The organism is Lysinibacillus sp. GJ-1 (genome assembly GCF_021166035.1).
GTDB classification, from domain to species: Bacteria; Bacillota; Bacilli; order Bacillales_A; family Planococcaceae; genus Lysinibacillus; species Lysinibacillus sphaericus.
The window spans coordinates 2602763-2629083 of the sequence record NZ_CP088912.1 but is presented as its reverse complement, the minus strand read 5'-3'; the positions used below and the strand labels follow the sequence as shown (position 1 = coordinate 2629083).

General features: G+C 35.0%; 38 protein-coding genes. 29 read left to right on the top strand and 9 right to left on the bottom strand.

Going from position 1 to position 26321, the window contains the following annotated elements:
- The first annotated feature begins 244 nt into the window (after positions 1-244).
- The 21 genes from LO754_RS12860 (at position 245) to LO754_RS12760 (ending at position 17049) form a co-directional block, all read left to right on the top strand.
- Complete coding sequence (locus LO754_RS12860) at positions 245-607, top strand: hypothetical protein (protein ID WP_229386847.1); 363 nt, start codon at positions 245-247, stop codon at positions 605-607.
- A 69-nt stretch (positions 608-676) separates the two neighbouring features.
- Positions 677-1195 (top strand): hypothetical protein, encoded by a 519-nt coding sequence (locus LO754_RS12855; RefSeq protein WP_231784522.1) that lies wholly within the window; start codon positions 677-679, stop codon positions 1193-1195.
- 83 nt (positions 1196-1278) lie between these two features.
- On the top strand, positions 1279-3798 hold the full coding sequence (locus tag LO754_RS12850) for a tape measure protein (protein WP_231784521.1): 2520 nt from the start codon (positions 1279-1281) through the stop codon (positions 3796-3798).
- Positions 3795-4487 carry a LysM peptidoglycan-binding domain-containing protein gene (locus LO754_RS12845; protein ID WP_231784520.1) on the top strand — a complete coding sequence of 231 codons (693 nt, stop codon included), beginning with the start codon at positions 3795-3797 and terminating at the stop codon, positions 4485-4487. The genes LO754_RS12850 and LO754_RS12845 overlap by 4 nt, the downstream gene beginning before the upstream one ends.
- Position 4488: 1 nt before the next feature.
- Positions 4489-5457, top strand: a complete 969-nt coding sequence (locus LO754_RS12840; RefSeq protein WP_231784519.1) for an XkdQ/YqbQ family protein — start codon at positions 4489-4491, stop codon at positions 5455-5457.
- On the top strand, positions 5454-5909 hold the full coding sequence (locus tag LO754_RS12835) for a DUF2577 domain-containing protein (RefSeq protein ID WP_231784518.1): 456 nt from the start codon (positions 5454-5456) through the stop codon (positions 5907-5909). Before LO754_RS12840 ends, LO754_RS12835 begins: the two co-directional genes overlap by 4 nt.
- Complete coding sequence (locus LO754_RS12830) at positions 5885-6301, top strand: DUF2634 domain-containing protein (RefSeq protein ID WP_231784517.1); 417 nt, start codon at positions 5885-5887, stop codon at positions 6299-6301. Before LO754_RS12835 ends, LO754_RS12830 begins: the two co-directional genes overlap by 25 nt.
- The gene (locus LO754_RS12825; protein WP_231784516.1) at positions 6294-7385 is read left to right on the top strand and encodes a baseplate J/gp47 family protein; all 1092 of its coding nucleotides are present in this window, start codon (positions 6294-6296) and stop codon (positions 7383-7385) included. Before LO754_RS12830 ends, LO754_RS12825 begins: the two co-directional genes overlap by 8 nt.
- Complete coding sequence (locus LO754_RS12820; RefSeq protein WP_229386839.1) at positions 7382-8035, top strand: putative phage tail protein; 654 nt, start codon at positions 7382-7384, stop codon at positions 8033-8035. The genes LO754_RS12825 and LO754_RS12820 overlap by 4 nt, the downstream gene beginning before the upstream one ends.
- On the top strand, positions 8032-8352 hold the full coding sequence (locus tag LO754_RS12815; RefSeq protein WP_231784515.1) for a hypothetical protein: 321 nt from the start codon (positions 8032-8034) through the stop codon (positions 8350-8352). Before LO754_RS12820 ends, LO754_RS12815 begins: the two co-directional genes overlap by 4 nt.
- On the top strand, positions 8333-8932 hold the full coding sequence (locus LO754_RS12810) for an integrase (protein WP_231784514.1): 600 nt from the start codon (positions 8333-8335) through the stop codon (positions 8930-8932). The genes LO754_RS12815 and LO754_RS12810 overlap by 20 nt, the downstream gene beginning before the upstream one ends.
- Before the next feature lies 1 nt (position 8933).
- A complete protein-coding gene (locus LO754_RS12805; RefSeq protein ID WP_231784513.1) occupies positions 8934-10760 on the top strand; it encodes a hypothetical protein in 1827 nt (608 codons plus the stop codon).
- A gap of 11 nt (positions 10761-10771) precedes the next feature.
- Positions 10772-11101, top strand: a complete 330-nt coding sequence (locus LO754_RS12800) for a hypothetical protein (RefSeq protein ID WP_231784512.1) — start codon at positions 10772-10774, stop codon at positions 11099-11101.
- Positions 11101-11352: a hypothetical protein gene (locus tag LO754_RS12795; RefSeq protein ID WP_231784511.1), complete on the top strand. Its 252-nt coding sequence runs from the start codon at positions 11101-11103 to the stop codon at positions 11350-11352. The genes LO754_RS12800 and LO754_RS12795 overlap by 1 nt, the downstream gene beginning before the upstream one ends.
- A complete protein-coding gene (locus LO754_RS12790) occupies positions 11345-11491 on the top strand; it encodes a hypothetical protein (RefSeq protein WP_231784510.1) in 147 nt (48 codons plus the stop codon). Before LO754_RS12795 ends, LO754_RS12790 begins: the two co-directional genes overlap by 8 nt.
- Before the next feature lie 39 nt (positions 11492-11530).
- Positions 11531-11947 (top strand): phage holin family protein, encoded by a 417-nt coding sequence (locus tag LO754_RS12785; protein WP_231784509.1) that lies wholly within the window; start codon positions 11531-11533, stop codon positions 11945-11947.
- Positions 11944-12633, top strand: coding sequence for a M15 family metallopeptidase (locus LO754_RS12780; protein WP_231784508.1), 690 nt, complete (start codon positions 11944-11946; stop codon positions 12631-12633). Before LO754_RS12785 ends, LO754_RS12780 begins: the two co-directional genes overlap by 4 nt.
- A gap of 221 nt (positions 12634-12854) precedes the next feature.
- Positions 12855-13382, top strand: a complete 528-nt coding sequence (locus LO754_RS12775) for an SMI1/KNR4 family protein (protein ID WP_231784507.1) — start codon at positions 12855-12857, stop codon at positions 13380-13382.
- A gap of 860 nt (positions 13383-14242) precedes the next feature.
- Positions 14243-16009 carry an AAA family ATPase gene (locus LO754_RS12770; protein ID WP_231784506.1) on the top strand — a complete coding sequence of 589 codons (1767 nt, stop codon included), beginning with the start codon at positions 14243-14245 and terminating at the stop codon, positions 16007-16009.
- A 1-nt stretch (position 16010) separates the two neighbouring features.
- The gene (locus tag LO754_RS12765) at positions 16011-16487 is read left to right on the top strand and encodes a hypothetical protein (protein ID WP_231784505.1); all 477 of its coding nucleotides are present in this window, start codon (positions 16011-16013) and stop codon (positions 16485-16487) included.
- 10 nt (positions 16488-16497) lie between these two features.
- Positions 16498-17049, top strand: a complete 552-nt coding sequence (locus tag LO754_RS12760; protein WP_231784504.1) for a hypothetical protein — start codon at positions 16498-16500, stop codon at positions 17047-17049.
- An 82-nt stretch (positions 17050-17131) separates the two neighbouring features.
- Here LO754_RS12760 and LO754_RS12755 read toward each other — a convergent pair whose 3' ends face one another.
- The 7 genes from LO754_RS12755 to LO754_RS12725 all read right to left on the bottom strand — a co-directional run bounded on the left by LO754_RS12755 (position 17132) and on the right by LO754_RS12725 (position 22702).
- Positions 17132-18280 carry a site-specific integrase gene (locus tag LO754_RS12755; protein ID WP_231784503.1) on the bottom strand — a complete coding sequence of 383 codons (1149 nt, stop codon included), beginning with the start codon at positions 18278-18280 and terminating at the stop codon, positions 17132-17134.
- Between the two features lie 15 nt (positions 18281-18295).
- Positions 18296-18652 (bottom strand): helix-turn-helix domain-containing protein, encoded by a 357-nt coding sequence (locus LO754_RS12750; RefSeq protein WP_231784502.1) that lies wholly within the window; start codon positions 18650-18652, stop codon positions 18296-18298.
- A gap of 54 nt (positions 18653-18706) precedes the next feature.
- Positions 18707-19207, bottom strand: a complete 501-nt coding sequence (locus tag LO754_RS12745; protein ID WP_231784501.1) for an ImmA/IrrE family metallo-endopeptidase — start codon at positions 19205-19207, stop codon at positions 18707-18709.
- Between the two features lie 97 nt (positions 19208-19304).
- On the bottom strand, positions 19305-21008 hold the full coding sequence (locus LO754_RS12740; RefSeq protein ID WP_231784500.1) for an ABC-three component system protein: 1704 nt from the start codon (positions 21006-21008) through the stop codon (positions 19305-19307).
- Entirely contained in the window at positions 21001-21330 is a 330-nt protein-coding gene (locus tag LO754_RS12735; RefSeq protein WP_231784499.1) for an ABC-three component system middle component 6, read from the bottom strand. Before LO754_RS12735 ends, LO754_RS12740 begins: the two co-directional genes overlap by 8 nt.
- On the bottom strand, positions 21323-22246 hold the full coding sequence (locus LO754_RS12730) for an ABC-three component system protein (protein WP_231784498.1): 924 nt from the start codon (positions 22244-22246) through the stop codon (positions 21323-21325). Before LO754_RS12730 ends, LO754_RS12735 begins: the two co-directional genes overlap by 8 nt.
- Positions 22247-22339: 93 nt before the next feature.
- Positions 22340-22702: a helix-turn-helix transcriptional regulator gene (locus tag LO754_RS12725; protein WP_231784497.1), complete on the bottom strand. Its 363-nt coding sequence runs from the start codon at positions 22700-22702 to the stop codon at positions 22340-22342.
- A gap of 161 nt (positions 22703-22863) precedes the next feature.
- Between LO754_RS12725 and LO754_RS12720 the strand changes: the two genes are divergently transcribed.
- The 3 genes from LO754_RS12720 (at position 22864) to LO754_RS12710 (ending at position 23632) form a co-directional block, all read left to right on the top strand.
- Positions 22864-23031: a helix-turn-helix domain-containing protein gene (locus tag LO754_RS12720; protein ID WP_231784496.1), complete on the top strand. Its 168-nt coding sequence runs from the start codon at positions 22864-22866 to the stop codon at positions 23029-23031.
- Between the two features lie 68 nt (positions 23032-23099).
- Positions 23100-23252 carry a hypothetical protein gene (locus tag LO754_RS12715; protein ID WP_231784495.1) on the top strand — a complete coding sequence of 51 codons (153 nt, stop codon included), beginning with the start codon at positions 23100-23102 and terminating at the stop codon, positions 23250-23252.
- Between the two features lie 137 nt (positions 23253-23389).
- Entirely contained in the window at positions 23390-23632 is a 243-nt protein-coding gene (locus tag LO754_RS12710; RefSeq protein ID WP_231784494.1) for a hypothetical protein, read from the top strand.
- On the opposite strand, the gene LO754_RS12705 is transcribed toward LO754_RS12710, so the two are convergent.
- Positions 23633-24112 (bottom strand): PolC-type DNA polymerase III family protein, encoded by a 480-nt coding sequence (locus LO754_RS12705; RefSeq protein WP_231784493.1) that lies wholly within the window; start codon positions 24110-24112, stop codon positions 23633-23635.
- Positions 24113-24222: 110 nt separating this feature from the next.
- Positions 24223-24459 (bottom strand): DUF1883 domain-containing protein, encoded by a 237-nt coding sequence (locus tag LO754_RS12700; RefSeq protein WP_231784492.1) that lies wholly within the window; start codon positions 24457-24459, stop codon positions 24223-24225.
- A gap of 81 nt (positions 24460-24540) precedes the next feature.
- Here LO754_RS12700 and LO754_RS12695 point away from each other — a divergent pair, with 81 nt between their 5' ends.
- The 5 genes from LO754_RS12695 to LO754_RS12675 all read left to right on the top strand — a co-directional run bounded on the left by LO754_RS12695 (position 24541) and on the right by LO754_RS12675 (position 26247).
- Positions 24541-24765, top strand: coding sequence for a helix-turn-helix domain-containing protein (locus tag LO754_RS12695; RefSeq protein WP_201262181.1), 225 nt, complete (start codon positions 24541-24543; stop codon positions 24763-24765).
- Positions 24734-25012 carry a helix-turn-helix domain-containing protein gene (locus LO754_RS12690; RefSeq protein ID WP_231784491.1) on the top strand — a complete coding sequence of 93 codons (279 nt, stop codon included), beginning with the start codon at positions 24734-24736 and terminating at the stop codon, positions 25010-25012. The genes LO754_RS12695 and LO754_RS12690 overlap by 32 nt, the downstream gene beginning before the upstream one ends.
- 204 nt (positions 25013-25216) lie before the next feature.
- Entirely contained in the window at positions 25217-25516 is a 300-nt protein-coding gene (locus tag LO754_RS12685) for a DNA-binding protein (RefSeq protein WP_231784490.1), read from the top strand.
- A gap of 75 nt (positions 25517-25591) precedes the next feature.
- Positions 25592-25861, top strand: a complete 270-nt coding sequence (locus tag LO754_RS12680) for a helix-turn-helix domain-containing protein (protein WP_025219733.1) — start codon at positions 25592-25594, stop codon at positions 25859-25861.
- A 20-nt stretch (positions 25862-25881) separates the two neighbouring features.
- Entirely contained in the window at positions 25882-26247 is a 366-nt protein-coding gene (locus LO754_RS12675; RefSeq protein WP_231784489.1) for a hypothetical protein, read from the top strand.
- The last annotated feature ends 74 nt before the right edge of the window (positions 26248-26321 follow it).

Below are 26321 nucleotides of genomic sequence, written 5' to 3'. Positions count from 1 at the left end.
AAAACGAGAGGCAAGAAGGAAAGATGAAAAATAATATAAAAAGAGTAAATTTCAGTTCACCTTTATGTTTTAGGCTACCTAGATAAATCACTTCTCTACGGTCAGGAATCGTGATACATAGTCAAATATACTATGTCACCTTTTACTTCTTACGCGATAATTGATTCTTATTTGGATATTTATGTTAAAATTGATTTTGAAGATTGTGAAGTGTGCTTAACTTATTGATGAGGAGGTATAGTTGATGAATATTTATTGGTTAGGTGGAGGTTATCCTCTTGATTGGGAGTTTTGTTTTTTAACAGTTTCAGAATATAAAGAGAAATTAATTGAGAAAAGAGAGAGCAACCCTGATTATTTTGATATGCAAACAGGTGGGGTGGATAAATTATTTGCTCTTATAGATAAACGTGTCACGTTTGCTCTAAATAACTTTAATGAGACATTAGACAAATACGGTAATGAATTAAGATGCCCTCCCATGATTACGCCAATACCTAAAGGGGATGATAGTAATGAGGCAGATTTTATCATAATTTTAAAGTCAGATGAAGATGGGGATACATTAGTTTACTCGCCATATCCTATTTCATATTTAGAAGGTTGAGAGGGCCCGTATTGGTAGAAAAAACTCCATTTGAAAAGAAATGTACTTAGAGCAGAATAGAGGTGGGAAATGGACTCTTTAGAATTAAACAAATCTAAATATAATGTCTCTAATATTAAAGACATTTTACATAGAAAGCTTATTCTTGCTAAACCGTTAACTAAAGATCAATTAAAAAAAATTAACCTAGTTAACCCCCCTGTATATGAAAAGGAGAAGTATCTCATTCAAGAACAATGGTTATACAGTATTAATATTGGAGAATGGGAAGATGTGGAGATTACTATTCAAGGGAGTAATGAAAAGCCTGATGCGGAGATTATCGAAATGGCGGAAAAAATATTCGATGAACTTTATCTACATATAAGCTGTGCGTTAAAGTATTTACAGAAATTCTTTCCTAATCAAGAAATGAAGAACTACTATCTTTCCACAATATGTTTTGGAAAGATGGTTAATTTTGACGATTATATATTTACTGGGTTTAGTTTATCTTTTTTATTTGACGACGATACCTTTGAGTATCAATATAAAGTGAAATTTAAAGACAATGGATTACCTATTGGTTTTGAAGGTGGCTCAATTTAATAATTACAGATATTTTTTAAAAATTATAAAGCTACACAAGCCATTCATTTTGAGTGGCTTTTTCTTATGCCTAGAAAGGGGTGATGCACTTGTCTGTTCGAACAACCATGACCTTAACAGACAAAATGACAGGCACTTTACAAAAGATGATGAAAGCGATGAATAGCACAATCCGTGCAATGGAACAGATGCATAACACATCTAGTCGAAGTATGGATATGCGTAGTCTGCAGCGTGCAAGGCGAGATATTGAAAGTGCTACTGCCGCCATCAATCGATTAAGAACTAGTGCGAGACTAGCCCAGCAAAATGTGGGTGCTTTGGGTGATAAATTTAGAGGAACCTCGGGCGGTATTGCTGCCGCCACAAATGGTGTTGGGCGGTTTTTAAGTAAATTTACAGGGTTTGCGGCTGCTATATTGTCTGTCCAAGCTTTGACAGAAGGATTTAAAAAGTTAGTAAGCGCTTCTGATGCTTATAGTAATGTCAATGCACGTCTTGCCAATATCAATGATGGGTCACAAACACAGAAGGAGTTACAGGATAAGATTTATAGGGCCGCCCAACGTAGTTTAGGTTCGTATAATGACATGGCTGCGAGTGTCTCCAAGTTAAATTTATTAGCGGGTGATGCTTTCTCAAGTAATAATGAAGCCATTCGATTTGCGGAACTAATGAATAAGTCATTTGCAGTATCAGGTGCAGGCGCACAAGAAAAAGCTGTAGGTATGCATCAGTTAACACAAGCCTTAGCTTCTGGACGGTTACAAGGGGATGAATTTGTATCCATTACTGAAAACGCTCCGTTATTAGCGAAAGCAATAGCAAACGCTATGGGGGTAAGTATGGGTGAAATGAAAAAACTCTCTTCTGAGGGTAAAATAACGGCTGACATTATCAAAAAATCATTATTCGAAGCTGCAAATGATATTGAAGATAAATTCAGCAAATTGCCATTAACTTTTGCCGATGCCATGACAGTCTTCAATAACTGGGCACAAAGAGCATTTGAACCGTTATTTATACGCTTAAGACAGTTTGTTAACTCGGATGCATTTGGCGTGTTAGCAGGTCATGCCATGGTGTTTATCAATCTCTTTGTAGCTGGATTATCACTTGTGTTTGATGCACTGGAAACTTTGTATACCATTATTGGAGCAGTCGGGCAGTTTATGTATGATAATGCTAGTTGGGTCGTGCCTGTTCTTGTGATAATGGGTACTGTTATCGGTTCCATAGTCGCTATACTAGCAGGCAAATATGCAGTTTTAGGCTTAATACGTGTTGCCACGCTGGCTTGGGCAGCTGCACAATGGGTTGTAAACGCAGCCTATTTAGCAAGTCCGATAACATGGGTGTTAATTGCGATAATCGCTGTTATCGCTTTTATAGTAACGGCCATGGTCATGTGGGGAGAACAAACAGCTACAGTAATAGGTTTTGTTGCAGGCATTTTTGGCGCATTAGGAGCGTTTATCTTTAATACATTTGCCAATATAGCGAACTTCCTCACAACCTTTGCAGAATTTTTTATTAACTTATTTATTGACCCTATATATGCAGTAAAAAAGTTGTTTTATGATTTGGTCATGATGGTCGTAGATAATATGTCTGCGATGATGAGGAGCTTCGATAATGCTGCAACATTCTTAGGTAATGCTTTTGTTGCAGGCGCAAATAAAGCCATTAAAGCAATAAATTGGATTAGTAATGCTATAAAATCAGTTACCGGGATTGATTTAGGGAAATTTAGTGAGTTGGGGATGACCGATTCAAAAATGATTTCCAAGTATATACAAAATTTTGCTATTAAACCGCCTACGAGTGATAAAAACGTAGTCAGCTTACCTAAAACCAAGCTAATGAACATTCCAAATGCATTCGATAAGGCGAACGAATGGGCATATAACGGCATGATAGCTGGCAGTGAAAAATTAGGTGGACTCGTGGAAAAAGCCAAAAATGTTATGGGATTAGGGGAGAAAAAAGAAAAAGAAAATCCATTTTTAGATAAATTTAGTTTGATGGATGATGTGGTGAATACCGCGCCGTCCGCATCTAAAATAGGTGCTTCGGGTGATCCTGATAAAGGAAAACGAAAAGATGGGAAATTAAAAGGTGGAAAACTGGATAAAGTCGGTAAGATTGAAGACAAAGTCAATCTTGCAGACGAATATCTCGAATTATTTAAAGATATTGCAGAAGGGAAAGCCATTCACAACATTGTTTCGCTTACACCAAATGTACAGGTCTATAATCATTTCGACGATACAACAGGTAGTGCAATGGAAAAAATGCTGGCTAAGTTCGGCGATTTGTCCCATGCGAATGGCCATGTAGCGAAAATAAACGACTATGTATCACAAGGATTGAATGCTCCTATTAGAGATGATGTTACAGTCTCAAACGAAGTACGAGAAAAGGTTTCGGCTTCACCTATCACCAATAACAGTAAAACGATTGTGCAACATATTCAAAGTGAACCGAAGTTTTATTTTACTGGCGATATTCATGAAAAAGTGGATGTAAATGATGTTATAAAAGTGATTACACAAGGGTTGAAAGATGAGCAAAGTCGTTCGGTAGAGGGGGTATATGGATGATAGGAATTTATCTAAGTGCTAACAACGATCAAGAAGGATTTCGTATTCCCGTCAATCCTCCTGAATTACCATTTAAACAGGATGCCGATGGAGAGGAATTTCAGATTGCTAAAACGGGCACAGTCAATGTTCCGAAACCAATGCAACTACAGGAATTTTCATTTTCATCATTTTTTCCTGCGGTGGATACCCATTATGCAGAGACGCAGTTTAGAGAGCCGAAACAATATATCGAACAAATTAACAAGTGGATGGCCGATGAAAAGGTGATCCGCTTTATTTTTGTTGGTGGTTCTTTTTCAGTTAACGAACAAGTGACGATTGAATCATTTGAATATAAACAACAATTTGGGACAGCTGACGTTGATTACACCATCTCCTTTAAAAAATATGTTCCCTTTGGTTTTAAGAAAATGGAGCTCATGAAAAAGACTACAGCACCGGTTAATCAAAAGGCATCGCAACAAGTTGTAAAAAAGGAAGCGCCAAGGGATAATCCTAAACCTATACCACAGACATATAGTTTGGTTAAGGGCGATTCGCTTTGGAAAATTGCGCAAAAATACACCGGAAATGGAGCGGATTATAAAGCTCTACAATCGTTGAATGGCATTAAAGATAGTGATTTAAGAAAGTTGCCTATCGGTTTAAAAGTTAAAATCCCGCCTGAATGGACGGCTAAGAAATGAGGTGCGAGGTATTGAGGTTTTAATCGATAATCGGGATGGAAATATCTATGAAGTGCCTGTCACATCGTTGAGTTGGAAGACTGAAAAAACAGGGAAAGCATCAGAACTTACTGTGCATTTACTTAACCCAAAGCCACTGGAATATACCATCGCTTCTGGAGCGATTGTTAGAGTAGTGGATGGTCAACATAAAGTATTTTATGGCTATTCATTTAAAGCCAGCTTTGGTGTTAGTAGTGAATTTCACATTACGGCTTACGATCAATTGAAATACTTCATGTATAACGATTCTTTTGTTATCCCACCAATGTTAGCTGAAAAAGCGATTGAGCGTATTTGCGGTCTTGCAGGACGTAAGCTAAGTACTATAGCGAAAACAGGGTTTATAGCGCCTGGAATGATCGAAGAAGATAAAAAAGCATTGGATGTCATCATGAAATATATTGATTCGGCTATCGTAGCCACGAACCAAAGTTTTGTCTTTCTCGATGATTTCGGCACACTTGGTTTGCATAATATTCGTGATTTGGTAATACCACCTACAGACTTTTATATAGGGGAGGAAAGTCTTTTATATGACTTTGATTATTCTGTATCCATTGAGGATACTTACAATCGTGTAAAACTAGTTTTAGATGATAAAAAAGCTTCCAAACGTCGAGTATTTATTGCACAGGATAGTGGTAATATCGCGAAGTGGGGTCAATTACAATATTACAAAAAGGTTGATGACAATATGACACCTGCTCAAATAGACGGTTTGTTAAATGCATTACTTGCGGTTCATAACAAAGAGAAAAAGGAACTGGCATTAAAATGTTTAGGTGATTGGCGAGTGCGTGCAGGAAAGATGGTGTATATCTACATCGAGAAATTAGGACTGAAACAATTGTTTTTAGTGGAAGCATGTACGCACGATTGGTCAGCTAATGTCCATACGATGAGCTTAGAATTGAAGGTGATTTCATGAGTTTACTAGAGTTAATCAAAACGACGGCAATGGCAGCTTTTCATGCGTCCAATCCAGTAAATATTGTGTTTGGAAAAGTTATAGAAGCAATGCCATTAAAAATTGAATTGCACTCAAAACTCATCTTAACGGATGAGTTTTTACTTGTGGCCGAACATCTAACTCGCCATGAAAGAGTGGTAAGTATTCAATTCCAGTACCCTAAAAACTACACGAAAAGACAAATCGGTGATGAGGGTAAACAAGCAAGTTCCAAACGAAAAAGTCAAGGTGAAGCGAGTGCAATTCCTTATGAAGACTATGAAATGAAGTATGCAAAGATTGTATTTGAAGATGGCCTAAAAATAGGCGATAAAGTAGTATTACATCGCGTTCAAGGCGGTCAAAAGTATTTTGTATCAGACCGATACAGGGAAGGTGATAGGGTATGGTACTACCCACAGAAAGAATAACGATTACACCTGAAATTGAAGTAGTGGACGCTGTTGCATTACCCACTCGAACATATCAACTGGATTTTAAGCGGGGTTGCTGCAGTGGATTTATTGATGGGCAAAAAGCGATGGAACAAGCCATTTTCAAAGTGCTGCACACAATTCGTTTTAAACACCTCATTTATACACATAATTACGGTTTTCAAAACATGATGGGTTACGATGAGTTGTATGTGCGTGGTGATTTAGCTAGGCGTATACATGAAGCAATACTTCAAGATGAACGCATTAACTCCCTTGAAAATTTCAGTCTTGAATTTACGTCAAAAGATGATGTGTTAGTGACATTTACGGCAAGAACAATTTATGGTGATGTCAGTCTGTTAAAGGAGGCGATAAGGATTGCTTGAATACCTAGAATCCAAAACTTTCGATGGTATCTTAGCTGAAATGCTGGAACGTGTCCCGAATGATGTTGATAAACGGGAGGGTAGTGTCATTTATGATGCCCTTGCTCCAACAGCATTAAAGGTCGCTGAAATGTATTGGGATATGGCTATACTGTATCGCCGAACTTTTGCGGTTACTGCAGACGGTATGGATCTTGAAAAACGAGTGAATGAACATGGAGTGGAACGTAAAAAGGCCGGCAAGGCGATTCGCCGCGCTCTATTTACAGATGGGGATGGTCAACCTCTTGAAGTAGCGATTGGAAGCCGATACCGTTTAGATGCACTTGTCTATCATGTGACAGAACGACTGGAAGCGGGTGTATACAAGGTGGAAGCGCAAACCGCTGGGGCAGTCGGCAATAAAGACTATGGCGAAATGCTACCGCTTGAAGCGCATAATACGCTCGGTAAAGCCATATTAGCTGATGTACTGGTACCAGGAGAAGATGACGAAACCGATGCTTCACTATATCAAAAGTATCTAGAACATATCCGTGAAAAAGCTTTTGGTGGTAATCGTGCTGATTATAAGAAAAAAGTGATGGCCATTCAAGGTGTTGGGGGTGTGCGATTAAGGCGTGCCCCCTATGGTGGTGGAACGGTTCAAGTAATAATTATTGATACTGATTTTAACGCACCTACATCGGAATTTGTCTCCCATGTTCAAGAGCTAATAGATCCTACCGAGTTTAAAGGAGAAGGCTATGGAACTGCACCGATAGGACATAAAGTAACAGTTCAAGGGGTGGAGAAAGAAGAAATTAATGTGGCATGCGAAGTAATGTTGAACGGTGTAACGGTCGGTCAAATTGAAGCGCAAGTAAGTGAAACGCTAGAAGTGTATTTCGCTGAACTTCGAGCAAATTGGATGCAGGATGTAGATATCCATGTCCGTATTACGCATATCGAATCGCGGCTATTAGAGATTGAGGGAATTGAGGATATTGCTTCTACACGATTGAATGACGTAGCTAACAACATTACATTGGTTGAAGAAATTCCGGTGCTTAAGAAGGTAATGTTGAAGGAAGTGAGTTTATGACAAATGCTTTTTTAGATGAGTTGCCTTCTTATTATCAAGAGATTAAAGAGTTTCGAGAGTTGTCCAATACAGTTACAGTGAACTGGGACCAACTTAGCGAAGCTCTTTTTAGTATGGATAATGATCAATTTATTTTAACTTCAAGCGAGGCTGCTATTGCGATAAGAGAAAAAGATTTTGGTATTCGCGCAGATCCAAAAAATGAAACATTGAATTTCCGAAAACTGCGATTACTGGGGCGCATGCAAGAAATTACGCCCTATGTATTGGAGTATTTAATCAAGGCACTGACGGGACTAGTCGGTGAAAACAAGCATCAAATTTTATTAAATAGTCATCAATTTGAAATGGAAGTAGCAATCGATGTTGAACAATCGATTTACTACAATGAGGTTATAAAACTAGTTGAACGCATTGTGCCGTTAAACATTGATTTACTAGCGACAATCCTAGCGTTAAAGGAGTGTCTAGTTGTTATAGGAGGCACATATGGATGGGCGCTACATTATAAAATTTGTGGCCGTTTTAAAACAGCGCAAGTGCATGGGGCAATCGGAAGAGAAATGATAAGCGTTGCTACTGGAATATATGGTTTTCATACAGGTACTCGCGTTTGTGGTCGATTTAGAGCGGGAGGTGTGAGTGATTGAACGAAATACAACCATTAATGATAGATTTAACGCAACAATTTTTAAATAGTCTTACAGTTAGTGCGAAGGTAACCATAGATGGTGTCATTTACGATAAAGAAATCTATCATACTAGCACAAAATATGGACTAAGAAAGTACGTGAAATTGTCGACAGAACAAGGTTTGGTCACACGTGCTGCTTTAGTCGATCGTTATGGGCGTGAAATGTACGTAAAAACAATGAACTATCAAAAAGGTTCACACGGATATGTTATTGCATTTCCTCTCCAACTTGAATCAAAGGAAGTGAATGTAAATGGGAAACTATATGAATAGTGAAATTCCATTAAATTTTAAAGAGAATCCATATACGCGTACTGAATGGCAAGATGATGTTAAAGACCCTCTCACGGGGGAAATAATCGAAATTGGGACAACTTATATGGCTGAATATGCAAACAATTTCGAGTGGGGTATTTATAACGCGTATCGTTTTATGATTGAAATGTACCGACAGATGGAACGCATGCGCGTAAGGTTGGAACTCGACGGCCGTGTACCAGGTAACTCCGGAACATTCGCCGATACACTGGACGGCAACACAAACAAAATCCAGTTAGATAAAACGATGACCGAAATTATTGAGGCAGTAGAAAAGGGCGCAACTGCATTAAAAGTTGCGAGTGTAGAAGGCTTTACAGCAAGGACACAAGTGACTATTTACGATGATGAACATAGTGAAGACGTGATGATAACAGAAGTAGGTGAAGACACGATTACGGTATCAACAGTTGCTAAAGTATATAAAAAAGGTGCAAAAGTAGCGCGTAGTAACGTTGAGATGGATTATGCAAAGGCTGAAATGCGTTTTGGTGATTGGCAGACTTATGATGTTGAATGGATAGAGGTGATGTAGCGTGGTTCGATATTATTGGAATAAGTATAGAGCCGTTAAGCGATATAGCACGAATCCGGATACATGGCCATGGGAATATAAAGGTAGCCACAGTACCCCTTATTCTACGGATGATAGTCCTTATGAAACCAGGGCACAAACTTTTTCACTAGACGTTGAAGGTAAAGTAGTTCCTAATTATAACTCATATCATCGAAGTAATATGTCACCGGGTATACCATATTACTTTGTGTACAACCCTAATTCATCGATGGAAAGTGGTCATCGAGAATATACAAAAACCGTATACAGTACGGTAGGGCAGTACTATACTGTATATCAACGTTGGTCATGTAAAGGGGAAAATATACCAAGTAGCGGGATGGCCAGTGGACCATTAGTTCAATCTAATATTGTAGCGGGTGCATCCGCCTATGTAAATGGAGGCGTACACTCAGATGGATTTTGGTATGAGAGAGGAGCAGCTCTTCCGACTGCACCGACAACCCCTGGTACATTTACACAACCTTCTGGCGATTTAGAAATTGGTGATGCTGTAACCATCGCATGGGGAGCATCTTCTGATGTAAATAATGATTTTTCTCGTTACATCTTAGAGGTAGCAGTAAACAATGGCTCATGGGTACAAATCGGTACACCGACAACCAATCGTTTTTCGTATACCATCCCCACTGCTTCAAGGATTCAATTTAGAGTAAAAGCAGTCGATGCTAGAAATTTAGAATCCAGCTATCGGACAAGTGGTGTTTATACCGTAACAAAACCAAAATATTTTTGGAATAAATATCAGACATCTTTAGGCGGTCTAGTTCAATCAGGAATTGTAGCGGAGGAAACAGCGTATCCAACGAACCAAAAACATAGTGACGGTTACTGGTATGTAAGAGGCAGTCGTGTCAATCAAGCCATTGCACCGCCTGGGCCATTTACAGCCCCAACACAAGGCAAAAAGTTTAAACCAAACGAGACGGTGAACATCACATTTGGCGCCTCTCGCGCTGCGAATCTCGCACTTTATGAAGTAGATTACCGATATAACAGCACAGACGATTGGACACCACTTCCATCCAACAACACGCTAACACGTAGCTTGCAGATAAGTACAAATCAAACACATAAAACATTAGAACTACGTGTGCGAGCAAAAAATACAAGCTATGTGTATTCTGACTATATCCATTCAGATGTATTGACAATCGAACACAATGTAGCTCCTACTGTATCGTTACGGAGTCCATCTGGCAACGTGAGATTATATGAAAATGATACGCTCATTATCGAAGGAACAGCCTTTGATCCTGACGCAGATCAATCCGTTACAGTGTATTATCAAATCAATGAGGAACCTCGTAAAATATTAGCGACCAACCTAAGTCAGGTAAGATTCCCTTTAACAAAGCAGTTAACTTTTAAAGGGGGCAAGCTTTATCACGGTAAAACGGCTATTACGGGCCAATTATCTGAAGGAACCATTCAAAAACTATTTGTATGGGCAGAGGATACGGAAAAGGGGATTTCGCCAAAAATAGAACGAAGGTTTTCAGTCGTACCGAACAGAGCACCTATGTTATCAGTGGATGCAGTCGTGCCTTCTGGTGTCGTGGATACTGATACATTTAAAATAACTGGTAAAGCATCAGATGAAGATGCAAATGCCACGGTGAAAGTGACAAGGCGTATTAACACAGGTGAGCCAGTAGAAATTTACAGTGGTTCAGGCGGTGCATGGGAGTTTGATGTAAAGCTAGCACAATTAATAACGGGTGAAAATACGATTGTTCTTGAGGTAGATAATTACGGTACAAGACAAGTAAAACCATTAAACTAAATAAAAAAGAAGTGAAAACGCCTATTTTACAATCCGTTGCTCGATACCAAATCGAGCCGCCAAGCGGGTCTGCAAAGGGCGTTTTATTGTTTATTCAACGTGATGAAGCACTTGAAATAAAAGTGGAACTATCTATGACAGCAAAGGGTGAGTCAGAGCAATATACAGAGTTAACACCGGTGAATACAGCACCAATCACAACCAAACAGGGTGTAGTGGAAGATACCTTTGAACATAAAGGGATGGAAGCCAAACAACGAATTGTGTTAAAAATTACGCCAATGCGTACGGACTTGACATCTAATTACAAAATACATTTGATAACAGGGGCGGTGGACTAATGGCATTTCAATATAAAGTACGTAATCCCGATGGCACAATGGGTGAAATGAAAAAGTTCGGCGACGATGACACACCAGTAGAAAAGGCTGAACGTTTAGAACAAGAAAACCAACTATTATTGAGCAGTATGAGGGAGATGTCAACATATATAGCGAACCAAGAGCAACGATTAGCAGAGCAGGAAAGGGCGATTATGGAGCTTTCCACGTTAATTGCAAAGGAATCAGAAGGAGGCGAACCAAGTGTTTAATGAACATAGTGGTCTTGTAATCATCTGGTATAACTATGTGCTAGCAAGACCAGAAAAGCGTAATCAGGTGCCGAATCTATCGAATCTGCGTCAAGTGGTGTATCGGAAATTAGAAAAAGAAACTCATGCAAGTAAGTAAGCAGTTGTTAATAATCTTTATGAAAAAAGGAAGGTACCAATGAAAACAGACACATTATATACATCACTCGTAGGCGGCTCCATGGCAGGAGTCGCTTATTTTGTTGGTGGCATTGACCATTTAATTAAAGCACTCACTATCTTTATGGCGATTGATTATATTTTAGGCGTTATGGTTGCCTTTGTTGTGAAAAATGTAGATAGCAGGAAAGCCTTAATCGGACTGTTTAAAAAAGTGGCCATGATTTTGATGGTGATTGCTGCAGTGCAATTGGACTTAGCAACCGAGAGCGGAAACTTTATGCGCAATGCCATGATTCTTTTTCTAATCGGGATGGAAGGGATTAGTATGATTGAGAATCTTGGAAAGTTAGGTTTGAAAGTACCAAAGTTTTTAACGAACTCTTTTAAACAACTACAAATCGACAATGATGATAAAAAGGATGATAAACAATGAGTGTTACAACAACATGCCGAGATTTAGGTGAATTACTACCAGTGGCGCAGACAGCCTGTAGATTACTCTTTCAAGAGAGCTATAAAGCAGGCATTAATAATATCTTCGTTACTGAAACCTACCGGTCACAAGCACGCCAAAATTATTTATATCAGCAGGGGCGAACTCGATTATATGACTCCAAGGGTAAGCGCCTTTATCCAGTGACTTGGACGCTAAAGAGTAATCATACTTCACGTTTAGCGTGGGACATTGCCGTGGCTCCACCGAAACCCTTATATGATGTAGATACATTAACAAAAATAGGGGCAATAGCTCGTAAGTTAGGTATTACGTGGGGCGGTGATTGGGCACGTAGAATTGACCGACCACATTTCGAAGTGAAGCCCAATTGGAAGATGCCTAGAGGGTACAAATTAGAAGGACAAGTAATTGTGCCAAGCAACAGTAAAATGAAAGTCCAATTAATTGTGGAAGACAAGAAGGAGGAGATTAAGGTGGCTAATACAATTTGGAATCCAGGTTCACCAGCTATAAGAACTGAAACTGAAAACTTTATTGCACAGGCTGTGAAGGATGGTATTATTAATGCTTCACACTTGAAGGATTTACAAAGTGGCTTAATGACAACTGATCGTTTAGTTGGGTTGTATATTACTATTCAGCAGAGACGTAACAGAAAGTAATAAATTTAAGCCCTGCTCAAAAATGAGTGGGGTTTTTTGATATCTTATTTTGGTTGAACGAACGTAATAGCTCCACAATAAATGGTGCAAGGTGAACCAGCGTTAAATAATTGGTTGGAATAATAAATTGGAAATTTTTAACCAACTGGAGTTGGTATAAGGTATTATTAAAGTAGAGAGATAAATGGATATTTAAATCGATTAACAGAAGGAGTTTGAGCATGATAAAACAAGCTGAATTACTATGGGAGCGTATAATTGAAAGAGGCTCAAATCAAGTTATTAATTTTAAAGAAGCACTAAATCTTCAACCAAGTGCAACAGTTGAAGAGTTCCAACTAATTGAAAGCACTATAGGCGTGCATCTCCCAGAAGAAATGAAAAGTTTTTATAGTGTTTATAATGGACAAGTTTGGGATCTAGGAGTAGAGCCTTTTGTTAGAAATTTAACACTCTCTCCAATTTCGGAAATTATTAAAAACTGGGAGTTTCTACAGGAAGAATTTGATCCTGATGACATAATGCCAGATATTAATTATGGTGCTGAGGTTAAACCATTTCTCTGGAATAAAAAGTGGATTCCAATTGCTGAAAATGGAGGAGGAGATTATCTTTGTCTTGACACCGATCCAACTGAGGCTGGAATATTTGGACAAGTGCTATATTTTTACCATGATTATGGCAATCGTTCAATTGAAGCAAAAAATTTATATGACTTTATAGAAGTTTGTTTGAATGAAGAAAGTTAAGTGACAGCAAGTATTAAACAAATACGACCACTTCAATATAGGCTGCCTTTATCAAATAAGTTCTAATAGATAAGTTAATAAAGACAATTACACTTTTTAATGAAGTTCACAAATATTACACAAGATATAAGAGAAACCTTAATAATACAAGGTTTCAAAGCATAAATTAATTTCCTCCTGGGACGTCTATTGTAAATCGCAGAATAATTTTAAGTACTCGTACCATTGAAATCACAAACAGAGGAATTGCTTAGGGCGATTAAAAAATCACTCATTCCAAAAATCATGAATGATTTTTTATATTTCGCAGCTGCTCAGTATTATATAGTTTTATATTTTTTTGTACCCCAGTGTACCAAATATTAAAAATAAACGTCTACACTTCTAATATGTTCTAATTTGAATAAATATAAATTTAAAAGTATGAATATTACTTGTTACAGTCAATTTTTTACACCTAAAAAAGCAACCAAAGCAACAAAAAAGCAACCAAAAATCTGAATGTAGGTGAATATCGGTGAAATCGAAACATTATACAAGTGTGAAAAACCTTGCTATAATGGGCTTTGTGATTACATATGAAAGAGGGTAAAAGCATGAACGCTTACGACGAATGTATGCGTTCATGCTTTTTCTATGTCTTGATATATCAACGTTTGTAGGGGTTTTTTGAGGTTGGTTTTTTGGAAAAAGTCACGGAAAGTAAACATTTATTCATAAAGTGAGTAAGGTTTTTAAATCTTGATAAAGCATTTTCTTATAGCACTTAAAATAAATTTCGAGTTTTTCATTATTTAATATAAAATAGATATTATAATTATTTAAATAATATCATTATTGGAACTTATAAGGAGATTGAGATGGAATTAGCATATGTATGGATTGAAAGTTACAAAGTTTTATCAAATCAAGAATTTAATTTCGGAGCAAAATTCTTTTTTTCTTTAAAAGAAAAGAAATTGGCTTACTCAGAAAACCAAGCTTACATTCCTAATTTTTATGATATAGATGATTTAGGTAATGCTAAAATAAATAATATAACGGCAGTAATAGGTCAAAATGGTGCTGGAAAAACAACTCTATTTGATTTTATTAGAAGATATGTATTGGGAAACGAGAATCCCAAATACAATTTTATAGCGATTTTTCTAAATGGAGATAGTATAGTTGTTAAAGGTAAGAATACCCAGGAATTTACATTTGATTTTGATAGTAATATCAAAGATTCTAAAATTGATAGTAAGAATAATAAAACCGTATTTATCTCTACGGTATATGACAGGAAAATTGAAGAACAGCTCTCAAATGAAATAAATTTGAGTACAAATTATTTACTTTTAAAAAATTCGTATCAAAGTACAAAAATAAAATATGACATTAACTTATTAGAAGTTATTTATAAGAATAAAGATAACTTTACTTTAAATATTGATTTACAGTTCCCCAATAATTTAGAAATAACTTTAATAGATACTACTATTGATACTAGATTTTTTGTTAAAGAGTATACGGATCATATAAATAAAATCAACAATATTTTATCAAGAAAAGGAGAAACTAAAGAAAATACGCTATTTAGAAATTTACTTTATACTGTATTTAATGCGTTTCTAAATTATATAAATAAACAAAAGAAATTAATGAATATTTCTGGAAATACAGAAAAAATAAGAAAAGATGTTGAACTATACGAACTACTTAACGATTTAATAATTGATATGGCTAATAATATGAATTCTTTAAATCCTGAAGAAGTATTTATATCGACATTAGAGAATATGTTAAATCGAAGTTTAAATTATAAGTCTTATAAAAAAATCATAACAAATCTTTTTGAATTTTTATTGTATTTCAGAGGTTTGTTAAATAACGAAATACATATTGATATTGATATTGATAACGATTGGGACGGTTTTACACTGAAGGGTCAAAAGAATATTATTGAATTTATAAATTACTATAGCAGAAGTAATTTTAAAAAGGATTTTTTGATGTTTAATTGGGCTGTCTTAAGTTCGGGAGAAGAGTGTATAATTGATATATTTTCTCGATTATATCAAGTTGTTAAATTAAATAATGGTAGGCAGAATTTAAATGTTTATTTATTAATCGATGAAATTGAAAATAATTTACATCCCCAATGGCAAAAGCAAATTATAGAGGATATGATTCGATTTATAAGAAAGTTTTATAATAATTGGAGTGTGCAAATTATCTTGACATCTCATTCGCCTTTTATGATTTCTGATCTTCCTCATTTTAATGTTATTTTAATGGAAAAATCAGTGAATGGTAAAATAGTTAATGGAACATTAGAAAATCACGAATTAACATTCGCATCAAATATTCATACGGTATTGGCACATAGCTTTTTTATGAAGAATGGTACAATGGGGCAGTTTGCAACAAATAAAGTAAATTCATTATACAAAGAGATATTGAATAAACCTATAAGTGAATTGATTATACAGAGAAAAGAATATGAACGATCAATTAGCATTATTAGCGAACCAATTTTAAGGTATAAGCTTTTGAACACATTAGAGGAAAGATTAAAAATTAATGTTTATGACGAAATAAAATACTTAAAAGAAGAGATTTTAAAATTAAAAGAGGCAAATAACTGAAATGATTAAGATTAAAACACCTTCAAAAAGAATAAAAGAGTATCACCTATCATATTTTCAAAAAAAAGATATTGATGGACAATTTGAATTAATAATTTCACGACAACCAAATCAAGAATTTATTGAATTTTTAACTTTCCTTAAAGAAACAAAAACTTCAATACTAATTGGTAAGCCACAAAAACTAGAAAAAATCAAGGGTCATATAAAGAAAAAATTTAACAAGATTTATTATGAACTATTTAATTTAAATTCAACTGAGAATCCTATTGAGAGAACAGCAGAAGATATAAATTTATTTAATGAATTACGTAAAGACATTGAAAGTATATTTGATTACAGAACATTTAGTACTGCATCTACACCATTATCTCAAGGAGTAAAGTGGGGAGCTTATGGTCTTGTAAAAGAATTAAAAGTACAAATTTGTCCATATTGTCAAAGAAGTTTTACTTCAACTATTAAGGAGAGATGGTAAAACTAGACCAGTGCTTGATCATTTTATTGATAAAGCTAAGCATCCATACTTTTCGGTGTCTCTATATAATCTTATCCCGTGTTGTTCAGTGTGTAATTCTTCTTTTAAAGGAAGTAAAAATTTTTCATTACGTAATAATTTCCATCCATATATTAATGGTTATGAGGAAAAGGCAGTATTTTTTTTAAAACCACATGAAGAGTGTGATGAAGATTTAACAAATATATTAAATGGATTTTATTCAATTGGGATAAAATCCATTTATAACAATAACAAGAGTTTTAATAGAAGAGTAAGTTCAAGTAATAGAATTTTTCATTTATGTGAGTTGTACGATTTTAACAAAATTTATATTGATGATTTAGTTAATCAGAGTCGTATTTACACACCAGAATTTATTAATGAATTAGCTAAAATGGAGATATTTGAAGGTGATCAGGAAGTTAGACTGATACTAAACGGATTAAAAAAAACAAATGAGCCTTATTTATATACTGACAATGATAACTATAGAGTTCTGAATAAACTTCTTCACGACATAACAAATGATTTGGGTATATAAGGAAATTGCAACAAGCATTAAAATAGAACCTGATAATATGTTCTATTTTAGGTGAAATAATGGTTTTTGTAGTATCGCCTTTTTAACTTTCCAACAACTCAGTAAACTTATCATGCATCCTCTCTGCAGCAGCCACACGCATCCCAGAAGTAACATGCAAATAAATCTTTGTAGTAGTATCAGAATTTTTATGACCAACCCGATTCATAATAAAGTTCAAATCCACCCCAGCCTCTGCCAGTAGACTAATATGTGTATGGCGGAGGATGTAGGTGCGGAATTGTTTGTTGATGGCAGTGAGAGCGCCAATGCGTCGGACGGTTTGGTTGAGCATTTTGACGGTAGGGGGGATACCTTCCTTGTCCCCGAATACAAAGTCGGACTTAGTCCATTCGCGATATTCACGCCATTGGTAGAGCTGCTTTAATTTCTCCACGACAATATCATCAATATCGACGGAGCGGACGCTGCCGGCTGTTTTTGGGGGAGTGAGCTCGAAGTCACCCCTTATACTTTTCTTCGCATACACCGTTTTATTAATGTGTATAACCTTTTTCTCCAAGTCGACATCTTCATACTTAAGTGCAACAGCTTCGCCTGGTCGCATTCCTGTAAAAGCGATTGCGTAGATCAGCGTTCGATATATAATATTACGGTGTTTGTCTACGTAACTTAAAAATTCCTTTAGCTCATCTGTTTCTAAATAAAGCTTCGCTGTATCCTCACTGCTTGCTTCTTCTAACGTCATTTTCTTCTTCGGTACAAAAGTTGCTTCTACAGGGTTCATTACAATCAATCCAGACTCTTTGGCATATGCAAATAACATTTTGGCTGTATTATGAGTGCCACGTAGCGTATTGTAGGCTGTCCCACTCTCAAATAAATGATTGAGTAAACCCTGTAATTCGATAGACGTGATTGCGGTCATTTTCTTTTTGGCCAAGTATCGATTGAGTAGGGTTATGCAATAAGTACGATGCTCGTTGGTAGTTTCCTTATTGCCTTTCATTCGGTAAAGCTTTAACCAATCTTGGCTAAATTCTTCAAACGTTATCTTCGCATCGAAGCTATATGCTTTGTTTAGTTCAGCAATGGCTTTTTCAACTCTTTCGCGTGCTTCCGTTTTACTTTTACCACGACGTGTAATTTGACGACGTTTGCCAGTGGCAGGGTTACGAGGCCCTTCACCAGTGCACCGCCAAGTTGTCTTATTAATTTGAACGTAATGCATTAGCTGTCACCACCTTTATGAAAGTACTTCCCAAATTATTTTTAGTTTCTCGACGTCTTTCTCATTACAGTGGGGAAGAGACTTGTACCATTGCTGTAATGAGGGATTGTGGGGAAATGGTTCTTTTAATGCAGGATTATAAGTAGGATCATCGGACAAACCTGCAACATCAATTAGTTTTATGTAATCATATTGATAGGCTGTGGCAATGCGTTGCAATGTTTCAGGCGTTGGTTTTATCGCATTGCCAGTACGACGATCCGTTCCTCTTTCAAGCATAGCCAAGTAAGAAAACGTAATATCCATACGTTTCGCTGCATCACGTAAAGATTCATCACCACGTAGTTCCTTTAATAACTCACCTAAACTCAAAATCGTTCACCTTCATTTCATAAATTTTGAATGCATATACCATCCTGTTTCCAACTATAAAATAGAGTTATCGTTCTGCCTATTCCAATTCAGCATAAGCAACTTTTTACTGCGGTATTGCTCCAGTCGTTTGAATGCAAAGTCATATTCAACATTAAATAGTCGTTGTACATTTTCGACAGTCAGTTCACTAGGCTCTAGTTCATCCAACATAAAAGAGGGGACACAGGCATGGTACATAAAGTTGTTTGCTTTATATTCTTGGTATTCACGGAATAGGGGATACATGCGTTGTTGATTGCCAGTATGTAAGAGGACATGGCCTAGTTCGTGGCAGAAATCTTGCCATTGTTGTTGATGTGTAAGTTTATTATTTAAAAATATGTATGCACGCTCCTTAAATAAAAGTGCTTGACTTGTTTTATTAAAGTAAAATACATCAATATTAAGTTGCGAAGCTATTTCCTGAAAGTTAAGTTTGCTGGTTGTCGATATTCCGATATGCAAATAAAGCTCCTTAACAAAATCCTCAGTAAGTGTCGTTGAAAAAAACATTTAAAACATCTCCAGTATAAAAAAATAGGAACAAATGTTCTTTTTGTTTTTATAATAAACCCCCACCATTTATAAGTAGGGGTTATTAAAATCTATATTAAAATCGAAAACCAAATAAACCGCCATGATCAGTAGCATCAGTAATATCAATATCAAGTTTTGCATGTTCAAAATTAGAATTTAATGAATCATAAACATCAGAATTTAACATCGTTATATATTGGAAATTTAGTTTCTTTGACATAATTTCGGCATACTCAAGTGCTAAAGAAATTTGTCGTTCATCTACTCCATCAAATAAATGACTATCATGAATTAAAAAATCTATAGGTCTTTCCAAATAAGAACTCATTTCCATTAGCATCATATCAAAACAAAAAATCATCATGTTATTTATACCTTTACTTTTCTTGTCGGATTTAACAATCTCTATGTTTATTCCATTTTTTCCTTTACTATCAATGAATATTTTTGCAGGATCATCAGAACCATAAAGATATTGTGCTGCATGAGAAAAAGAAAGAATTGCTTTTTTTATAGTTTCATCGTTATCTATAAAGTCCTGACTTAACATCTTTTGTAGTTCATTTTCTTTAGCTGTAATTTCATCGTTAATTAAGTCAATTGATGTAATAGTCTCGAACTGTTGCATCAATGTTTGTTGTTCGGATTTTAGAGTATTTAATTTTTCTTGGATGCTTGAATATTGATCTAATGCTCCTTTATTTTGTAGTGTCTTCATAATCTTAGATCTTTCGATATCCCATAAATCTATTTTTTCTTGTAAAACTTTGATATCATCTTTTATTTCTTTGATTTCGGTCATTAAATAATTTTTCCTATTTCTCACAACTGAATTATGGAATTTTTTTACATCTTCAAACCTTTTTATAACATTATCAGGTAAAACTAAATTAATTTCTCCATAAAGATTTTCAATTGATAAATTTGATTCAGCTTGTTCAGATTCTAATGATTTTTCAATATCTGCAATTTGTAAATGTAATATTTGTGAATTATTTGTTGCATTATTTATTAATTTTGTCAGTTCGTTTGCTGATTCTTCTAGTTCTCTATACTCAGGGAGTATTTGAAAATTTTGTAACTGATATTCTAAATGTCTTATTTTATCTTCTAATATAGTAAGTGATGTTTTTATTTGTGCCTCAGATTTAAACATATTAACAGTTTTATTTTTTAATGCTCTTTTTAAAACTTTTAATTCACTCTCTTTATTTATTAAGTGTTTCCATTCGGTGGGTATTTTTATATCCAATCCTAATAAAAAAGTGAGCGCAGCTTGCTTAGATATTTTATTTTGTTTCTTATGAATCTCAGTGGCATCTAGAAAACTACCATTTATGTCTTGGCGAACAAAATAACCAAATGAACCTCTAAAAGATGCGTCTTCATTGTTTGTACCAAAAAAAATATCTAAGAATTTTTTATTCATTTTACTTGCAGGTTCTTCTTCAATTATTTTTTTATTCGGATATTGTGTTATTAGTTTGATAGGTGATCTAGGTAAAGTATTTCTTTCAGCTACATAATTAATATTATTTATAGAAAAATCAATTTTAAAAGTTTGATTCATTAAAGCATCATTCTTAAAGATTGAATTTGAAGATATGTTAGATCCAAAAACAAAATGTATTATTTCTATAAGGCTGGATTTCCCAGATCCATTTCTAGTATTTGTTTGTTGCGATTGTTCTATTTTTTGTGTAACAAGTATATTCATACCTATATGAAATTCTATCTCTTTAAATGTAGAAATAGAGCTTGAGATTTTATTAATCATTTTTCAACCTCCATAATTTCCCCTTTTTGAATTCGATAGCCCCAATAGCATATAAAAAATCTAAAGTTAAAATAAATAAATCAAAGGGAACCTGAGGGAGTTGTGATTTATCTTGTATTATTTTGTATTTTTCCCAGACCTGTGTAACAGTCATTGGATCTTCAAGGAGGGAAATAAGCCTACCCCCTGCTTTAATTATTGTTCTTTCTTCATGTATGTATTTATTAGGGAGCAGCACTCGTATCACCTCCATTAATTTTTGCTCTAATATCACATTATATTCAATTGATTCACTTTTATAATAAATGAATTGTTCAAACACTGGCAACTTCATCCTCGAAAATAGTACAGTTTTCAAATAAGTAGGCTAAAATAGTTAATATTGCAAGCTCATCTGTTGGGTTTTGAATGTATTTAATTCCTGCAAACTCTCTTAACTCAAAGAAAATTTTATCTGAATTTATATGTTTTTCTTTTAAGTCAAGATATTGTTTTCTAAATGATTCAGATAAATTTTGAATTGCATCTACATCGTGACCTAAATCAATTATTAATTCTATTAAATGTGCTTTTCGCATACCAATTTTTAGTAAGTCTTGAATATAGTCTGATAGATTATTAATACTTATTTTGTGTTGTGATACTTCTTTGATATCCTGTCCATTTGCTGGATTTTCGCTCATTAATCGAAAAGGGACCAAGAATGGTTGAATGTGCTTTATTTGCAAATTTTGTAAATCGAAAATTGTTGGTGCTTCACCAAGTAATGAACTAATCTCATCAATAGGTAATGAAAACACGATTTCTTTAATCTCATCTATTCCCCATAATGATATCTTAATAGGGTTTCCTGGTTCTCTTTTATACTGTTCAAAAGCTTGAAGAGTATGAGCTTCAATTCCTCTTACCCCATCTTTAGAATTTTGAACTAAAATCCAATGTTTAATACAATTATCCCAATGAACTAAAGCTTTTTGATAATCCTCTTTAGTTTTTGAAAGAAGTTTTGCTCCATTAATTTCATTTGGTGCATAAACTTGAAATATTGTTTCTTCTTCTGAGAGGTAACCGTCACATTTTAAATCTCCTAAATTTCCCCAGGTCTTGACCTCGGTGAAATTTTTTTTATATTTTAATTTCATCAGTCTTGAAAAGAAATCTTCGAATCCATTTCCACGTTCTTTATAAAAAAATAGCTCGAATTGTAATTCGTAGAATTGTCGTTGTAACTTATCCATAACCTATCCCCTTAATTATATTAATAAGTAATTATAGTTAAATTTAACCACTAAAATATTAAAAAATTACACGACTAATTAGTCGCGTAATTTTTATTTCTTTTTTTGAAGAATATCCCACATTTGTTTCAAAGCTTCCACATCTTCTGTTTCTGATTCGGGTAATTGTTTATACCATCTTTGTAATTCAGGATTATTAGCGAAGGCTTGAAAAGCAGCTTCGTCTTTTTCTTGTGGTGTAAGTGAAAGGTTATCTGTTCGACCTAGTAGGTAGTCAGTACTGACTTCAAAAAAATCGGCAAGTCTTTGTAAAGTATCAGTATCAGGAGAACGATTCCCGCTTTCATAACCAGATATAGAAACCTTAGTTACATTTATTTTACTTCCTAATTCAGTTTGAGTTAATTTCTTTTCTTTTCTAAGTTTCTTTAGGCGCTCTCCATTCAATAAAAACACCTCATTTCGATAAATTAATTATACAAGTTAACTATTAGATAACAAAGACATAAACAATAAGTTAACTAAAGGGGAATTTTTGTGTTATAAACTATTGACAATTCCTATTGAGTTAACTTATTATTTTGTTAACAAGAGGTTAACTTTGGTTAGGGGTGTTTATGGTGGCTCTTGAAAAACTAAAAGAACTTCGAGTACAACAAAAGTTAACTTGTAAACAGGTGGCTGATGGGGCGGGTATTTCAAAGGAGCATTATTGGTTTATTGAAAATGGTAAGCGAGGTTTGACCTATGAAATTTACCGCGCGAATAGCAAAAGTTTTCGATAAAAAACCTGATGATATTTTTTTGAATAAGATGTTAACTTATTGTGAACTTTTCGGGGTGGAAGTAGGGTATGATGCATCAAAAAAACAAGATAAGCGTTCATGACAAGGAAACCTCTGCTGGAACAGAGACTGAAACGACACTATTACTTCATGTGATTGAACAAGGTGTGCAGTCTTTATTACTTAGAGACAAGTACCTTCGAATTCTCATAGCAATTTAAACAATGACACTTATATGTCTGTTTTTAAAATGAACTTCCTAACGGTAGTATTGATTATTTTCTGCTTGTATATGCAGAGATTTAGACAGATTAATGGGGAGTATATACAACATTTAAATTGAAAGGAGGTGGTTAGGATGAGGAAACAGAGTGTTAAGGATTATTTATTAAAAGAGTTTCCACCAAATGTTACTAGTTTGGAGAAGGCTTATTTTATTAGTGGTGAATGGTGTGAGCGAGAGTTAGAGGAAGTACAGCAAATTTCGGAAAAGGTTATAGAGCTTTTTAAGGAATTGGACATGACGTACACAGATGCATACGCCATGTTAGGATTCATTCGCTTGGATTTAGACTATCGCTCAGAGCGCATGAAGTTATAGTCATTTAGTGTAATTCTTTATTTCCATCAGTGAAATAACCTTAACTTTTTCATTTCTTAAGTCGATGAATGGCAGCTCCCATCTACCATCTAGTGACTTGGCATTCAACAGGTATGGGTAGATTGGGGAGTCATCAGGTTGGATGTTTGATTTTTCAATGATTTCTAATATTTTTGTAAATAGTAATTCTAAGTATTTTGGATTTATCAAAGGAGTTACATTAATTGGATTTGCATTATAAGCGGTCCAAAGTTTTTCAATAAAAGTAGTGTTCTTAGTACTATAAGTCACTGAACATGGATCTTTATTTATTAGTTCACATTGAACAACACTATCATTTTGGAAATTTACAAAGTCACCATACCAAAGAGTATTGTTTAATTCAATTATAAATTTAAGATTCCTATTAATGTCAGATTTTTCTCCTAAAATACTTTTTAAAAAATAGTCCGCTGCTTGTAACTGTTGAATTGTGTACATGTTTACATCTCCTTTTGTATTTAGATATTCACGAAAAGGTAGTAAGGCATATGCTTAACAACGCTACATTAGGGTAAGATTAGCACCTTATATGGTGCTAATCTTAATACCTAAATAAATTGGTATTGATAATCACTTCCGTCAACAATTAAATACCAACGACCAATACCACTAACATTAATTCGTACAGGTGTTTTCGTATAATGACCTCCGTAATATTCAAATCTCTGACCAGATTGATATTTTCGGAAATTACTTTCATTTACAAGAAAGACATCTGCAGCATACGAGAGTTTTACTTCAGCAGTTAATGAACCATTACTTTGTGCATATGGGATTTTTACCATATATATCACCTCTTCACTTAATATTACCATTAAGATAACACAATATATTGTGTTAATCAAATGAATAGGAGTGTATATATTGTGTTTTGTTTAAAAACTATTAGAAAAACAAAAGGAATATCCCGTTATCAGTTAGCGAAACTATCAGGTGTGAAAGATTCTACTATTCAAATGATTGAAAATAGCGAGAATCCAAATCCTACATTCAAAATAATGTGCAAATTAGCAGATGCATTAGAAGTAAGTTTGGATGATCTAAGGGGAGGTGAGAAGTTTGGGATGGAGCATGACAAAACCGAAGCGTAAAAAGAAGCGCAAAAAGCCATTACCTTCGGATGAATTTCGAAATGTAAAAGGGGTTAAGCGTGAGCGGATGATTGCTGAAAGGAAAGCGAGACAACTTACGCAAGCACAGTTAGGGAAATTGGTTGGCTGTTCAACTGCAATGATAAGCGCTATTGAGAGTGGGCGAACTAAGCCAGGATTAGAGGTTTCATTGCAGTTGGAAGTTATTCTTGAGACATCACTTTTTGAATTATTTCCTGATTTATAAAAAAAGTACTTGACTTGGAGGGGGGCACTTTTTTTCCATTTTTCAAGAAATAGTACGAATGTAAACGAAAGAGAACAAAAATGAATGAAGCTTTCAGTCACTAACCCTTAATTTTAAGAACATAAACGAAACAGGGTGAAACAAATTATTTACATTTAGTTACAAATTTGGATATAGGTCAAAATTTATAATGGAGGTAAGGACATGATCAATGTAAATTTTGATTCTGCTGAACTTCGGGCATTAATTAGAGAGGAAATGAGGGCAGCGATCAATGACTTGGATTGGCAAGTGAGACCACTGCCGCCAATGCTTACGAGGAATGAGTTGAAACAGCTACTACGCATTGGGAATACGAAAACGTCAGAGCTGTTAGGAAGAGAGGATTTTCCTGTCTTACGTGAAGCGGGGGTGTTAATTCCAACACATTTGTTTATGAGATGGGTGGAAGATCATACGGAGTGGGTAGAGCAAAATGTGAAGCCTTTTAGATCCATAGGTTAATACTTTATATAAAAATTTTAAATCACAACAACGTAATATTGTATTCCGGTTTGGAATGTGAAAGGTGGTGAGACGATGAAAATTGGCGCCATTTTGCAAGCCTGTCGTGAACGCGCAGGATTGTCACAAGAAGAACTGGCATTTCGCATGAATCGATCGCAGTCCTGTATTTCAAAATTTGAAAATAGCGTAAAGATTCCTGATGCCATCACCTTTATGGAATGGTTTAAGCAAACAAATACGCAAGAGGTCGCTGTCGCATTTTTAATGGGGATGGACGGGCTTACGATTTTACAAACATTGCTACCGATGGTTGGTGGATTTGTATGTTGGATAATTTTATAAAATTAGAAAGGAGAACATCTATGGAAAAAATCAAAGCGTTTTTAGCTTATCAAGAGACAACTAAATACAAATTGCATAGGGTGGCGAATGCCAATTTAGATATTTGTTATTCAAATTTTAAAATGATGGAATTGTTATCTATGTTAAAGGAAAAGCATGAAATGGCAGAGAATGCAGGGGTCTTAGGGATAGATTTTTATGATGGAATCTGTAATGTGCAAGTGTCGTATGACGATTTTCAACGTTTAACGGAAGGAGTTCAGGACATTCGCATTGAGCCGTCTCTGTGTCCAGAGTTTGAAAATGAGCATGTATATGCTGAAGTAGAAGACGTTCATTTAGTAGCTGTTCGTTCGATTGAAAAAGAAAAAATGCAAGCGCAATAGCACCTGCATAAAGGTTGAACTGTAGCTTTGGTCGGTTTCAGTTCAAAAATTTAATAAAAATCTTGTCCTTTTAT